12 protein-coding genes are annotated in these 14,358 nt (G+C 73.3%); 1 reads left to right on the plus strand and 11 read right to left on the minus strand.

Annotated elements, in window-relative coordinates:
• The 5 genes from ACMA1D_RS26430 to ACMA1D_RS26450 form a co-directional block, all read right to left on the minus strand.
• The coding region (locus ACMA1D_RS26430) for a zinc ribbon domain-containing protein (RefSeq protein WP_414726511.1) at positions 1-280 on the minus strand (280 nt) is incomplete at its 3' end.
• Between the two features lie 3 nt (positions 281-283).
• Positions 284-3,127: a tetratricopeptide repeat protein gene (locus ACMA1D_RS26435; RefSeq protein ID WP_414726512.1), complete on the minus strand. Its 2,844-nt coding sequence runs from the start codon at positions 3,125-3,127 to the stop codon at positions 284-286.
• The gene (locus ACMA1D_RS26440; protein WP_414726513.1) at positions 3,124-4,512 is read right to left on the minus strand and encodes a hypothetical protein; all 1,389 of its coding nucleotides are present in this window, start codon (positions 4,510-4,512) and stop codon (positions 3,124-3,126) included. Before ACMA1D_RS26440 ends, ACMA1D_RS26435 begins: the two co-directional genes overlap by 4 nt.
• Positions 4,513-4,537: 25 nt before the next feature.
• A complete protein-coding gene (locus tag ACMA1D_RS26445; protein WP_414726514.1) occupies positions 4,538-5,632 on the minus strand; it encodes a transporter substrate-binding domain-containing protein in 1,095 nt (364 codons plus the stop codon).
• Positions 5,629-7,146 carry a hypothetical protein gene (locus tag ACMA1D_RS26450; RefSeq protein ID WP_414726515.1) on the minus strand — a complete coding sequence of 506 codons (1,518 nt, stop codon included), beginning with the start codon at positions 7,144-7,146 and terminating at the stop codon, positions 5,629-5,631. The genes ACMA1D_RS26445 and ACMA1D_RS26450 overlap by 4 nt, the downstream gene beginning before the upstream one ends.
• Before the next feature lie 404 nt (positions 7,147-7,550).
• Here ACMA1D_RS26450 and ACMA1D_RS26455 point away from each other — a divergent pair, with 404 nt between their 5' ends.
• A complete protein-coding gene (locus ACMA1D_RS26455) occupies positions 7,551-8,093 on the plus strand; it encodes a hypothetical protein (RefSeq protein WP_414726516.1) in 543 nt (180 codons plus the stop codon).
• A 261-nt stretch (positions 8,094-8,354) separates the two neighbouring features.
• Here the strand turns inward: ACMA1D_RS26455 and ACMA1D_RS26460 are convergent, their stop codons facing one another.
• From ACMA1D_RS26460 to ACMA1D_RS26485, 6 genes are all read right to left on the minus strand, one after another.
• Positions 8,355-9,206, minus strand: coding sequence for a hypothetical protein (locus ACMA1D_RS26460; protein ID WP_414726517.1), 852 nt, complete (start codon positions 9,204-9,206; stop codon positions 8,355-8,357).
• Positions 9,199-9,474 carry a hypothetical protein gene (locus ACMA1D_RS26465; RefSeq protein ID WP_414726518.1) on the minus strand — a complete coding sequence of 92 codons (276 nt, stop codon included), beginning with the start codon at positions 9,472-9,474 and terminating at the stop codon, positions 9,199-9,201. The genes ACMA1D_RS26460 and ACMA1D_RS26465 overlap by 8 nt, the downstream gene beginning before the upstream one ends.
• A gap of 680 nt (positions 9,475-10,154) precedes the next feature.
• Positions 10,155-11,168, minus strand: coding sequence for an N-acetylglucosamine kinase (locus tag ACMA1D_RS26470; RefSeq protein ID WP_414726519.1), 1,014 nt, complete (start codon positions 11,166-11,168; stop codon positions 10,155-10,157).
• A complete protein-coding gene (locus ACMA1D_RS26475) occupies positions 11,159-12,442 on the minus strand; it encodes a 6-phospho-beta-glucosidase (protein ID WP_414726520.1) in 1,284 nt (427 codons plus the stop codon). The genes ACMA1D_RS26470 and ACMA1D_RS26475 overlap by 10 nt, the downstream gene beginning before the upstream one ends.
• Before the next feature lie 6 nt (positions 12,443-12,448).
• Positions 12,449-13,354, minus strand: coding sequence for a carbohydrate ABC transporter permease (locus tag ACMA1D_RS26480; RefSeq protein WP_414726521.1), 906 nt, complete (start codon positions 13,352-13,354; stop codon positions 12,449-12,451).
• 3 nt (positions 13,355-13,357) lie between these two features.
• Positions 13,358-14,347 (minus strand): carbohydrate ABC transporter permease, encoded by a 990-nt coding sequence (locus ACMA1D_RS26485; protein WP_414726522.1) that lies wholly within the window; start codon positions 14,345-14,347, stop codon positions 13,358-13,360.
• Positions 14,348-14,358: the final 11 nt, after the last annotated feature.

The raw sequence follows: 14,358 nt of genomic DNA on the forward strand, positions 1-14,358 counted from the left end.
GGCCCGCGCCGCCGGTCGGGCCCGCCGAGGCGTACCCGGCGACCCCCGCCGCCACGCCCGCCGCGACGTGCACGGCGGTGTCGGGCGCGGGCCGCGCGGCGGGGGGAGCCGCCGGCGGGGGCACGGCGGTTCCCGGTGCCGGGCGTGCTGCGGGCGCGCCCGGGCCCGGGGTCATACCGGCCGCGGTGACGCTGGTGCCACACGCGCCGCAGAAGTTGTCCTCCGAGTCAAGCGGCTCCGCACAGCTCGGGCAGGCTGACAGCCGAGGCTTCTGCGACATCGATCACACCCACGTCCTGGGGCGGAGGCGGTTGGCCCGCTCCACCAGTTCGATCCTTTCCTCGCCCCGCTGCGCGAGCCGGGCGAGTACCCGATACGAGCGTTCCAGACCGAAGCGCAGCCCGCGCTCGTCCAGGCGGCTGCCGAGCAGCGAAGGTCGGGTTCCCGCCGCCGCTCCGGGTCCGGCGGCCTGCGGGGTTCCGCTGCCGCTGGAGAGTACCCAGTCCAGCGCGCTGCCGAGCACCTCGGTGTGCAGCCGCTCGCGCCGCACGGCGTCAAGTCCGAAGTCGGCAAGGCGTTCCACCTGCTCGGCGGCGGCTGTCAGCTCGGCGAGTCGCTGCGCGGGCCCGTCACCTCCCGCACCGCTGCCCCCGGGGCTGCTGGATTCCGCGCCGCTGCCACTCGCACCGGCACCCCCCGCGCTGCCGCCCCCGCCCCCCGGGGCGCCGCCCAGCCGCAGCCGGGCCCGCACGGCGGCCACCCGGGCCGCCGTGTAGTGGATCGAGCTCTCCGGCACCGACTCCAGGGCCGCCACCGTCCCGGCCCGGTCGCCGCTGCTGAACCGCACCCGGGCCAGCCCGAACGCGGTGCTCACGAAGCCCGGGTCGGTCGCCCACACGAGGTGGTAGTACGCGGCGGCGTTGTCGAGCTGGCCCAGCACCTCGGCGCACAGGCCGAGCGCCACCTTGGGCGCCGGCTCGCCGGGGAAGGCGTCGTAGACGGCGTCGAAGGAGCGCGCGGCGGTTCCGTGGTCGCCGCTGACCAGCGCCTGGAGCCCGCGGTACCAGACGATCCGCCAGTCGTCCTGGTGGCGTTCCTCCAGCGCGTCCAGCGCCTCGTCCACCGCCAGGTCGCGCCCCCGCTCCAGGTCGACGCGGATCCGGCGCAGCCGCAGCTCGGTCGAGTCGGTGGGGGCCGCGGCGAGCGCGGCGGACAGTTCGGCCGGGGCCGCGGCCAGCAGCGTGGCCAGGAATCCGGCGTTGGCGTCGCCCGGGTCCACGTGCGGCACCGGCAGGGCGAGCACCGCGGCCCGTACGTCCAGCGGCGCCACCGCCCGACCCGCGCCACTCCCCGGCGCACCGCCCGGCGCCGGCCCGCCCGCGGCTCCCGAGCCGGTCCCGCCCGTGCCCGTGGTGGCCGGAGCTGTCCCCGAAAGCGGTACGCCCCCCGGGTGGTGTGAAGGTTGACCGGGCACCGCGACCACCCCACCGCCGGCCCCACCGACGCCACCGGGCCCACCAGCGGAACCACCGGATGCGGCGCCCGTGCCCGCCGCGCGGGCGCGTCGACCGCGTCGTGGCCCGCCGTGCGCGCCGAGCCAGCCCGGCTCCGTCTCCTCCACGAACACCTGGGTGTCCACGGCCCGCACCTCTGGCCCGAAGAACGTGGAGAGCGCCGGCCGGGGCCGGCCCGACTGGAGCGCGACGACCTCCCGCAGCACCCCGGTGAGCTGGTCGGCCATCTCGGCGGCCGAGGCGAACCGCCGCGCCGGGTCCGGGTGGGTGGCCCGCATCAGCAGCCGGTGGAACGACTCGTACCGGCGGAAGACCTCGATGTGGGCCGGCGGCGGGAGGCTGTCGGCGAAGACGGTGGTGTACCCCTGGAAGTCGAAGGTCAGCACCGCCAGCGTGCGGGCCACCGTGTACAGGTCCGACGCCACCGAAGGGCCGACCTCGGCCACCTCGGGCGCCTGGTAGCCGACCGTCCCGTAGATCGGGCTGTCGTCGTCGTCCATCCGCCGGACCGCGCCCATGTCGATCAGTTTGAGCTGGTCGTCCTGTTGGATAGCGTTGTCGATCTTGAAGTCGCAGTACAGCAGGTTGCGGCTGTGCAGGTGGCCGAGGGCCTCCAGCGCCTCGATGCCGTACGCGCACGCCTGCTCGACCGGCAGCGGAACGCGGCGCCCGTCCGGCTCGCGCCGCTCGTTGGCCAGGTCCTTGAGCGACTTGCCGCCGACGTACTCCATGACGATGTAGCCGTCGCGGCTGCCGGTGCGCGGGTCGAGGTGTTCGACGAAGTTGTAGATCCGCACGATGTTGGCGTGCTCGATCTCGGCGAGGAACCGCCGCTCGGCCAGCGCCACCGCGAGCGCGTCCTCGTCCCCGGTGTCGAGCAGGCCCTTCAGCACCACCCAGCGGTCCGATACGGCCCGGTCGACGGCCAGGTAGATCCAGCCGAGCCCGCCGTGCGCGAGACAGCCCACCACCTCGTACTGGTCGCGCACCAGATCGCCGCGCCGCAACTTCGGGACGAAGGAGTACGGGTGCCCGCACTTGGTGCAGAACCCCTCGGTGCGGCCCGACTGGGCACCCCGGGAGCGGCCCACCGGCGCGCCGCACTCCGAACGGCTACAGAACCGCTTGCGCTCGGGCACCTCGGGATCGTCGAGCACCGCCCGGTAGGGCTCGGGGCGCGGCACCTGCGGCACCGCCACCAGCCCCGCGCCCAGCCGCCCGCGCCCCGAGCCGGCCGATCCGGAGGTAGAACCGGACGTCGACGTGCGGACCGAAACCGGCCGGCCCGATGCGCTCTGCGACAACCGGCCGGAGACCGACCGGTGCGAACCCGATGACGCCGTCGACCCCGCTGACCTCGTCGAACCCGCCGAGGAGCCCGCCGCAGCCGTCGAGCCCGAAGCCGAACCCGAACCCGATGCCGCGTGCGTCGCGGCCGAGCCCGAGGTCCCGGGCGACGCCGCGCCCACGCTCGTCACGCTGGTCGGCGGCGCGCTCAGCAGCCCGCTGGGCGCGACCACGGGCGCCAGCCCACAGGTGTCGCAGTACAGCTCGCCGCCGCCCACGTCCTCGTACGAACCGGCACAGTCCGGCCGTTGACACTCGGTGCTCATGTTCCCCCCGGCCCCCTGGTCTGTCCCGGCCGGGTCGGCGCGTCCCAGCCACCCTCCTGGCCCCCGCCCGCGCGCGGCTGCGGGGCCCGCTCGGACCCGGCGCCCGGATACGGGCCGAGCGCCTCGGCCGCCGCCTGCTGGTAGCGGAACACGGCCTGCTCGGCGGCGCGCAGGTCACACGGCGCGCTCCACAACATCCGCCGCGCCGCGTCGTACCGCTCCACCAGCACCGGGTCGTCCACCATCCCGTGCCGACCCACCTTCGCCCGGTACGCGTCCAGCCGGCCGCGCAGCTCCGCGCGCACCGCCAGCGGCGCGGTGACGGCCGTCAGCGACTCCCTGGCCCGGTGCAACTCCTCCTCCGCCCGCTGCTCCAGGCTCTCCAGGAGCGGCGAGAGCCGGTGCCACTGGGAGCGCCTGCGGTAGTCGGCGGCGAGCGCGAGCTGTTCGTGCAGCACCGTGGAGGGGCCGCTCACCGCGGGCACGTCGGACGCGGCGATCTTCGCCAGCACCTCGCCGCGCGCCTCCCGCGCCTCGGTGAGCGTGCGGTCGGCGCGCGAGAGCACGTCGCGCAGCAGCATCAGCCGCCGCTCGGCGTCCTGGCGCACCCCGAGCACCGCCTCGATCTCCCGGCGCACGTCCTCCAAGGCCCGCGCCGCCCGGTCGTACCGCTCGGTGTCGGGCCGCCCACCACCGGGCGCCGAACTCGGCGAGGCCCCGGTCCAGAAGGCCAGCGGATCACTGATCACCTCGGCGCGCAGCAGGGTGAGTTCGGTGGTGATCTCGTCCAGGTCGTCGCCCGACGGGTGCTCGCCGGGGCGCACGCCCACCGAGTGCGCGAGCGAACGGGTGCGCTGCAACTCGGCCGCCAGCATGTCGATCCTGGCGGGCAACGCCGACCAGACCGTGTCCGCGGTGACCACCACGTCCAGCGCCAGCGCGTACCCCTTGTTCATCCGCTCCACGACGCCGTCCAGGGTGAACCGCTCGCTCAGCCGGGGCGACCCGGACAGCGCCGAGCCCGGCACGGTCACCAGGTCGCCGCGGAGCAGCTCGGTCAGCTCCTTGAGCTCGCCCTGCCCGGGCCAGCGGCGCCGGGTGCGCACCGCGCGGACCTTGCCGAGGACCGCGGTGTACGCGTCGTAGTACGCCCACAGCATGGTGATCGTCTGCTCGGCGGTGGCCCAGCGCGCCTTGGTGGTGCCGGTGAGCTCCGCTCCTTCCAGGAGTCTGCGCCCGGCGTGGTCCTGGAGCGCCAGCAGCGACGTCTCGATCGCCTCGTGCTCGGCGCCGAGTCGCGCGAGCGCACGGTCCACCTCCTCCCGGTCCATGACCGGGCCCTGGGGCATCCCCGACGAACCGGGGGCGGGTCCCGAGGCCGCCATCGATCACCTCTCCTGTGCGTGCTGGTCAGTCCCGGTAGTCGACCGTGGGCGGCCCTGTGAGTCCCGGGAGCTGCTTCTGGAGCCAATGCTGGTACTTCTGCATCCAGAGGCTGCGCTCGCCGCCCCTGCGGTAATCCTCCAGCACCTTGTTGACGGTCCGCACCAGGTCCGTGTCTTCCTTGTTGACCGCCACGCCGTAGTACTCGGGCTCCTCGCTCATCTGCTCGTCGACCAGCTTCAGGGTGGGGTCCTGTGCGACCTGGCTGGCGGCCAGCGCGCCGTCGGTGAGGATCGCGTCCACCTCCCCGAGTTGGAGACGCACCAAACAGTCGAGTTGGTTGGGCCGCAGGAACTTTTCCGCGCCCCACGCCTTGTCGCCCTTCTCGGCGCTGTCCAGCACCTCCTCGGCCGTCGTGCCCTTGGCCACGCACACCTTCTTGCCCCGCAGTGACGCATCGGGTGCGACGCCGGAGGAGTCCTCGACCCCCTCCGCCCTCTTCGTCCCATCGGGTATCAACAACTGCTGGTACGTCTCGAAGTACGGGGCGGAGAACGCGACCTCCTCGGCCCGCTCGCAGGTGATCGTCATCGTCCGTACGATCACGTCCACCCTGCGCGTGGCCAGCGCCGTCGTCCGCTGACTCGTGGGGATGGCGATGAAGGTGATGGCCTCCTCGCTGCCGTACACCTCCTTGGCGATCGCCCGGGCGAGATCGATGTCAAAGCCCGCGATCTTGTCCTTCTCGGTCGGGGCGCGATAGCCCCACCTGAAGCTGTTCAGGTCCACCCCGACGCGTAGCTTCTTGTCCGGGCGGTCCCGGAGCCGCCGCATCGCCGGGCCGACCTCGCCGGTCGGGCGCAGGCTCTGCTCCGGGTAGTCACAGCTCGCGGTCGTCGCGGCGCGCGGCGCCGTCCGCTCGGTGGCGGTCCGCGCGGCGCTCGCCGTGCCCTCGCGCCGTCCGTCGCCCCGCCCGTCGAAGGCGGCCGGCAGCAACAGCCCGGCCGCAGCCGCCAGGGCGCAGCCCGCAGCCGACAGCGCCACCGTGCGCCGCCGCCCGCCGCGCCGTGCCGCGCCGCGCGGCGCGCCCTCGCCCTCCGTACGCATCCTCGCCCCCGTCATCGGTACTCCGACAGCCTGCGACCCACCCCGGTCACCGCGCCCGCCGCGCCGAGCAGCGCCAACGCGGCGGCGCCACCCGGCAGGTACGCCACGAAGCCGTCCCCGTCGTCCACGGCCGAACCGAACTCCGCGGCCTCGTGCTCGATCGCCTTCCCCAGCGCCTCGTCCACGTCGGTGTAGGACTTGGTGGTGCTGTCGGGCCCGGCGATGACCCTCTGCACCGCCCTGTCGTACGCGCCCCTGTGGTCCTCCGCACGGGACGTCGTATGGCGCCCCTGCCACTCGTTGACCTTCGCGATCGCGGTCCGCACCGGGTCGCGTCCTGCCTCGTCGTCGGCGCGGGCCTCGGCCCTGCCGAGCAGGCTCTGCGGCGTCGCACCGGATCGCGCCGCGCCCTTCAACTCCTTCATCCGCTCGCGGTATTCGGTCTCGTACGCGTCGGTGGCGTCCGCGTCGTTGCCGTCGCCCTCGGCGGGGGCGGCGTCCGTCTCCGCGCCCTCTTGCGGGGCCACCTCCTGGGCGCCCCGCGCCACCAGCGTCAGGTTCTCGTCGGTCCGCGCCTGGAGCACGGCTATGCGGGCCTGGTTGAGCAGCCGCAGCGACTGCGCGCCCTCCCGGTCCGACGTGCTCAGCGCGGACCGCGCCACGGCGTGCCCGAGCACCAGCCACCCGAGCACCGCGACCGAGGCCACCGTGGCGCCGAGCAGGCCCAGGTTGAAGATCCGGTTGGTGCGCTGGTACGACCGGCGCTGCGCCCACACCAGCGCCGCAACCGCCAGCACGCCCAGCGCCAGCGCCGCCCACGGCCACGCCTTCGCGTCCGCGTAGTCCGCTTCGAGCTGCTCGCTCTGCGCCTCGTACAACAGCTTGGCCGCCGCCAACAACTCGTCCTGCATGACCTCGTTGGCGTACCGCAGATAGGCACCGCCGAGCGGATAGCCGAACCGGTTGTTGGCGCGCGCGGACTCCACCAGGCTCGTGTAGGTGGGGAGGAACTGGTGCAGCCGGTCGAGCTGCTCGCGGCTGGTCGCCGTGGTCCCGCCGGCCGCGGTGACCTCGCTCAGCAGCCTCGACGCGTCCTCGATGTGCGCGGTGTAGTCCGCGCGGGTCGCCTTCGGCTCCGGGCCGTCGGTCAGGAAGCCCTGCGTGACGGCGGCGTTGGCCGACGCCAGCGAACTGTAGAGGTCGGCGGCGTCCTTGCTGAGCGACTGGCTGCGGTGGGCGACCGCGCTGGCGGCGTCCTTGCGCGCGCTGACCTGCCAGGTCGTCAGTGCGCCGAAGGCCAGCAACAACACGGCCAACAGGGCCCCGATCACCCGCAGTCGGCCCGGCTCGGTCACCGCCGCCGCCCGCGCCCGGGCCAGCGCCTCGCGCCAGGCCGGCCGCCGCGGGCCCGGCGCACCGGGCGGCGCGGCAGGGGCGGACGCGGCGGGCGGGCTCGGGCGTGCGCCGGCACCGGCCGGCCCCTCGGGCGCGACCGCTGGCGCGATCACGCCGGTCGGCGGGTGTGACACGAGACCTCCCCCTGGTCGCTGCGGCCCGGCCGCCCGGGCGAACCGGGCTGGCTGACGCCTTGGAGAGCAGTATGGCTGCCCCCACTGACAACCACACCGGTGATGGACGGATCTTGTACGGATGGACGGATCTTGTACGGAAGGTGGACTGGCCACCGGTGTCCGCCCGTTGTGTCCGCCGCCCCCGACCCTCATCACGCGGGCGAGTGGTGTTCGGTTCCCGTTCGGCTGCCCGTCGTACGACCCGGCCCGACCTGCCGCGCAACCGGGGCGGATGTCGGCCCCGCCACCTCGACGTGACACCCTGGGCCGCTCCTGCCGCGCCGGGCCGGGCGCGGCAGGGTGAACGGCGCCGCAGCGGAGCCGGAACGCGAGAGAGCGAGCAAGAACCGAAAGGAACGCGTATGCGCGTTTTCCAGCCACCTTCCGACTTCGGGCCCGGTGCCCTCTTCCTCCGGGAACCGGTGCGTCCCGACGCCGCCGTGTGCCTGCGTCTCTGCGCCCTGCTCGGGCTGCCGTTGGCGGTGTCCGCGGGGCTGGCGCGGCAGGCGGGCCTGGCGGTCGCACTGCCCGGTCTGGTGGTCCTGGGGCTGCTCGTCTTCCCGCTCGCCGCCCGGACGTTGCGCGAGGTGCGCGACGACTACCTGGTGCCGGACGCGGTCGGCCTCGACGCGCGCGGCGTCGTGGTGCGCTGCGCGGGGCGCGGTGGGTTCCGGGTGCCGTGGAGCCGGGTCCGCAGGCTGGACGCGGGCGCCGGCCGGGAGGCGGGCTGGCTGCGGCTGTGGGTGGTGGCGGACGAGGTCGCCGGCGTCGCCCGCCTCCCGCGCCGCCGCCGGACCAGCGAGGGCGCCGCGCTGCTCGTCCGCTTCGGCCCGGGCGTGGACCGGGAAGCGCTCCTGGTCGCGGTGCAGGAGTACGCGCCGCAGAGCATCCGGGTACGGCTCTGACGGGTGAAGGCGGGTGCAGGCGGGTGCAGGCGGGTGAAGGCGGGTGAAGGCGGGTGCAGCCTGGGGGCGCCCGCTGCGGGGCGGCAACGCGCGCGCCCGCGCGGGACGGGGGAGCCCCGGGGCGAGCCGGCGGACAGGCGGGGAGCCCCGACGGGCGCGCGCCCCGGAGCAGCCGGGGCCCCGGACAAGCGGGAGGCCCGGGCGACGCCGACGCCGTGGGGGCGGCGTGCGGCGGGCCCGGGCCTGCGGGGCGGTGCGCGGCTAGTGGCGGGACGACCCGTGCTGGGCCGGCGTGGAGCGGCGCGGCGGCCTGGTGAGGGTGATCTGCCGGACCAACTGGTGGAAGCAGGTCAGCGCGGCGATCGCGGGGAGCGCGGCGACGGCGATGCCGCCCACCGTGCGCGGCGCGTGCGCCACCGAGAGCGCCACCGAGAACGCGCTGAACAGCACCACGGTCGCCCAGGCGTGCGGCGCCCTGCGGTAGTGCACCGCGTGCCGGATGATGGACAGCGAGGCCACCAGCCACGGCCCGTAGATCAGCACCGGCCACCACATCGCGAGGTGGCGCGCCACGTTCGGCGCCACCACCTGACGCAGCGGATCGTGCGCGAACATCCCGCCGAGCACGCTCACCACCGCCACGATGACCGCGACCAGCACCGCGATCAGACAGCTCAGCACCTCGGCGCGGGTCACCGTGCGCGGCGTGTCGCGCACGGCCCCACGGAGCCGGTGCAGGCGCCGTCTGCGGTGGGTGGGGGGCTGCTGGGGCAGTCGGGGCGCGGGGATGTCCGGCCCGACGAGCGGGTCGAACTCCTCGGTCGGCGCCGACTCCCGCAACAGCTTGGTCAGTTCGGCCTCGGAGTCCCAGTGCCCGCCGAGCACGGCGAGGTCGGGCGCGGTGAGCGGTTCGGACCCGGCGGGGAAGGTGTCGTACGCGACGAACGCGGTGCCGGTCTCGGGGGCCACCGGGGTCGAGTCGTACGCCGCGAACCCGCCGCCGAAATCCGGCCCGAAGCCGAGCCCGGACTCGTTGCCCGGCCCGAAGGCGGGGTGCGGGACGGCGCCGGGGGCGCGTACGTCGTAGCCGCCGTAGTCGTATCGCTCATGCATGGTCGTCCTGCGGGCGCCGGGCGTACGGGAGCTTCGGCGGCGGATCGGAGTGGCTCGCCGGCGCCCTGGCCGACTCCGCACGCGGACCGCGCAGCGCCTCGCAGCGCTGGACGAAATCGGCCTCGATGCGCTCCATGGTGGTGGCCAGATCGGCCAACTCTGCTTGGCAATACCGGAGGTGGACGAATTCTGCGCCGCGTTGGAGATGGGCGTGGGTGAAGCCCCGTGGGCTGCCCGGGGGCGTGGCCGTGAGGACCCAGTCCCCCATGCGGTGAGACTCCGTGAGGGGCGCGGCCGGGGCTGTGGTACCGGGAAGCGCGGTGGATGAAGTCACGTCCGGTTAACGACGGTCTGGCCTGCGGGGGCGTGCTCCGAATGGAGGACAATAGATGCGAAGTTCCTACTCAACGCCCGTTGTTCTGCAATGCGGACTAGGCGGATAAGACGGGTGGCTGAGGTGGGGGCGTTCCGATGCCGCCCTGACGCCGCCCTGATGCTGTTCTCGCGCCGCTCGCCGCCGCGCCGGCCGGGTGCGGCCCGCCTTCTACTGACGCTCCGCCGGCGTTCCGCCTGCCCGCCGTACGCCCGCTGCCGCGCCGTCAACACCGGGGGCGCGGGCTGCCGCGCGCTCCGGCCGTGCGCTCTGGGGCGCCCCCCGGAGCGGGCGTGGTGACGGCCCCCGCCACCACCACGCCACCGCATTCGCCTCCCGACGCCACCCCGGCCACGAGCGGGCGGGCCCGGCCCGGTCCACCCACTCGGGTGCACCCGGCCGGGCGGCCCGTGGCGCCACCGGCCGGGGCGGGCCCGGAGCCGTCACCATCGGCCGGAGCGGGGCGGACCGGAGCCGCCACCGGCAACGGCCGGAGCGGTACCGAAACCGGCACCGCCACCGGCCGGGGCGGGCCGGCCCGAAACCGAAACCGGCACCGCCACCGACCGGATGGGTCAGGCCGCCGCCCCGTACGCCGCGCGCAGCCGCTCGTACAGCGCCTGGTCCGCGCCGATGTGGTCCAGGCCGAGCAGCGCCGCACCGAGTACCGGCGGCGCCTGCACCACGTGCGGGGTGGCCTTGGGCGCGCGTTCGGCCAGGAGTTCGCGCACCCCGTCGTCGAGCAGCCGGTGCCGGGCGGCCAGCACCCCGCCGCCGAGCACCACCGGAGCGTGCTCCCCGAGCAGGTCCAGCTTGGCGAGCGCGACGGTGGCCATGGTGACCACCTCGTCCGCCTGCCGCGCCACGATCGCGCGGGCCACCGCGTCGCCCGCGTCGGCCACCGCGAACAGCACCGGCGTCAGCTCGTACCGCCTGGTCGGCGCCACCTCGCCCAGGTGCAGCGCCGTGATCAGCGCCAACATGTCGGGCAGCCCGAAGTGGCCGGGCAGCGCCGAGGCGAGTTCGGTGGGTTCGCCCCGGCCGTCCCACGCCCGCGCGGCCCACCACAGCGCCTCATCCGCCAGGTGACCGCCGCCGCCCCAGTCGCCCGAGATGCGGCCGATGGCCGGGAAGCGCGCGGTGCGCCCGCCGGGGGCGAGCCCCGCGCAGTTGATGCCCGCACCGCAGACCACGGCGACCCCGGTGGGCTCCCCGTCGTCCGGCAGCCCGGACCGCAGCAGCGCGAAGGTGTCGTTGGTGACGTTGACCGTACGACCCCAGCCGAGCGCCGCTATGGCCTCGGTCAGCCGCTCCTCCTCGATCGGCAGGTCGCAGTTGGCCAGACAGGCGGAGACGTGCTCGGCCAGCGGAGCGCTCCGCCGCGCGAGCTGATCGGCCAGCCCCGCATCGGCCGCGGCCCGGGCGACGATCTCGGCCAGGCCCGCCACCGCACGCTCGGTGCCGACCCGCGGCGGCTGGAAACCACCGCCGCGGGCCGAGCCGAGCACCGTGCCGTCCGGGCCGAGCAGGGCCACGTCGGTCTTGCTGTTGCCCGCGTCGACGGCGAGCACGGAACCGGTCAGGCCCACGCCAAGTGCTCCTGGTTGTGCGCGATGAGGGAGTCGGTGAGCTGGTCGGCGTACTCGATCTGACCGATCAGCGGGTGGGCGAGCAGCGCCTCGAACACCGCGCGCCGGCCGGCCGCAGCCCCCGCCTCCGCACCGAGCAGCGCGGCCTCCAGGGCCAGCCGCTCGTACGCGGTGACGTGTGCGGTCAACCCCGTGTACAGCGGCTCAAGCGGCGCCACCGGCAGCGGCTTCGCGCCGTCCGCGCCCACCGCGGCCGGCACCTCGATCACCGCGTCGTCCGGCAGGAACGGCAGCGTCCCGTTGTTGAAGGTGTTGACCACCTGCACGTCGCCCGTGTCACCGAGCAGCGAGGAGGTCAGCGAGACGGCGGCCTCGGAGTAGAAGGCGCCGCCCCGCTTGCCCAGCAGCTCCGGCTTCTCGTCCAGCGCCGGGTCCGCGTACAGGTCGAGCAACTGCTGCTCGATCGCCGCCACCTCGGCCGCCCGCGACGGCTTGGACTTCAGCTCCCGCACGACCGCGTCGTGCTCGTAGAAGTACCGCAGGTAGTACGAGGGGACCACGCCGAGCCGGTCGACCAGGTCACGCGGCATCCGCAGGTCGGCCGCGATGGCCTCGCCGTGCTCCGCGATCAGCTTGGGCAGCACGTTCTCGCCGTCGGGGCCGCCGATGCGCACCCCGCGCTCCCAGGTGAGGTGGTTGAGGCCGACGTGGTCCAGGTGGATCTGGTCCGGGGCCACGTCCAGCAGCTTGGCGAACTTGCGCTGGAAGCCGATGGCCACGTTGCACAGGCCGACCGCGCGGTGGCCCGCGGTGAGCAGCGCGCGGGTGACGATGCCGACCGGGTTGGTGAAGTCGACGATCCACGCGTCGGGGTTGCGCCGCCGCACGCGCTCGGCGATGTCGAGGACGATCGGCACCGTACGCAGCGCCTTGGCCAGGCCACCGGCGCCGGTGGTCTCCTGCCCCACGCAGCCGCACTCAAGCGGCCAGGTCTCGTCCTGGTTGCGGGCCGCCTGCCCGCCGACGCGCAGTTGCAGCAGCACCGCGGCGGCACCGTCCACGCCCGCGTCCAGGTCCGAGGTCCAGGAGACGGTGCCGGGGTGGCCCTGCTTGGCGAAGATGCGTTGCGCCAGGCGGCCGATGAGCTCAAGCCGCTCGGCCGCCGGGTCGATGAGAACCAGCTCCGTCAGCGGCAGCGCATCGCGCAACCGGGCGAATCCGTCGATGAGTTCGGGGGTGTAGGTCGAGCCCCCGCCGACCACTGCGAGCTTCATAGCCAATTAGCCCTTTACTCCGGTGAGAGTGACGCCTTCGACGAAGGCCTTCTGTGCAAAGAAGAAGACGAGGATGACCGGCGCCATGACGAGGAGCGTCGCGGCCATCGTGAGGTTCCAGTTGACGCTGTGTGCGCTCTTGAAGGATTCAAGACCGTAACTCAACGTCCAGGCTCCAGGATTTTGCGCCGCATAGATCTGCGGCCCGAAATAGTCGTTCCAACAGTAGAAGAACTGGAACAGTGCGATGGCCGCGATGCCCGGCTTGGCCATCGGCACGACGATGGTGAGCAGCGTACGGATCTCGCCACAGCCGTCCACCCGGGCGGACTCCAGATATTCCTTGGGGATCGTCAGCAGGAACTGCCGGAGCAGGAAGATCGAGTACGCGTCGCCGAACGCCATCGGGATGATGAGCGGCCACAGCGACCCGGAGAGCCCGAACTGCTGCGCCCACACCAGGTACATCGGGATCACGATGACCTGCGGCGGCAGCATCATCGTGGAGATCACCAGGATCATGGCGCCACGCCGGCCGCGGAAGCGGAATTTGGCCAGCGCATAGGCCACCGGAATGGACGAGCAGACGGTGAAGAGCGTGCCGAGTCCGGCGTACAGCAGCGAATTGCGCCACCAGGTAAGGAAGCCGGGCGTATTGAACACGTCCACGTAGTTCGACCAGCGCCATTCATGTGGCCACAACTCGCCGCTCATCGCCTGTTCGTCGCTCATCACGGAGGTGAGGAAGACGAAGACGAACGGCAGCAGGAAGAACAGCGCGGCGGCCAACGCGCCGGTGTGCACGGCGATCCAGTGCAGGACGGACTTGCGCCGGGCCCTGGCCGCCGCCTGGGCCGGCGTTGGCGTGGGGCGCGTGGTGCGCGGGCGTGGCGAAAGAGCGGTGGTGGTCATGGATCAGTCCTCCGCCGTCAGCAGCCCGGCGCGCTTGCGCATGAGCAGGGTGGTCACGGCCATGGCGATGGCGAACAGCACGAGCGAGAGCACGCATGCCGCGCCGGTGTTGAAGTTCTGGAAGCCGAGCGAATAGACGAGCTGTGGCACGGTGAGCGTCGAATGGTCCGGATATCCGGGCTGGATCGTGGTGCCGGGTCCCACGCTCACCCCGGATGCCAGCTTTCCGGCGACCAGCGCCTGCGTGTAGTACTGCATGGTCTGCACGGTCCCGGTGACCACCGCGAACATGACGATCGGCAGGATCGAAGGCCAGGTGATGTAGCGGAATTTCGCGAACGCACCGGCACCGTCGATCTCGGCCGCCTCGTACTGCTCCTTCGGCACGTCGAGCAGCGCCGCCATGAAGATGACCATCAGGTCACCGATGCCCCACAGCGACAGCATCACCAGGGACGGCTTGGCCCAATTGGGGTCGTTGAACCAGTTCGGGGCGTCGATGCCGACCGTACCGAGAATCTCATTGACCGGCCCGGTGCCCGGATTGAGCAGGAACACGAAGGCCACGGTGGCGGCCACCGGCGGCGCCAGATAGGGCAGGTAGAAGGCAGTGCGGAAGAATCCGACACCGGTCTTCAACTTGGTAATCAGCAGCCCGATCCCGATGCCGAAGACGACGCGCAGCGCCACCATCACCACGACCAGCCACAGGGTGTTCCACAGCGCGGGCCCGAACAGCGGCATCTGCTCGAACACGTACTTCCAGTTCCGCCAGCCCACGAAGGTGGCCGGCTCGATCTGGTTGTAGTGCATGAACGAGAAGTAGACGGTGGCGATCAGCGGATAGCCGAAGAAGACGGTGAAGCCGATCAGCCAGGGGGAGAGGAAGCCGAGCGTGCGCAGCCGCTCCCGCTGGTGCTTTCGGCGCAGTTCCGCCGCGTGCCCTGGTATCGCGGGTTGGGTGAGCCCCGCTGTTTTGGTTGATCTTGCCATGGCTGGGCTCC

The organism is Streptomyces sp. 796.1, from assembly GCF_047525675.1.
In the GTDB taxonomy this organism is placed as follows: Bacteria; Actinomycetota; Actinomycetes; order Streptomycetales; family Streptomycetaceae; genus Streptomyces.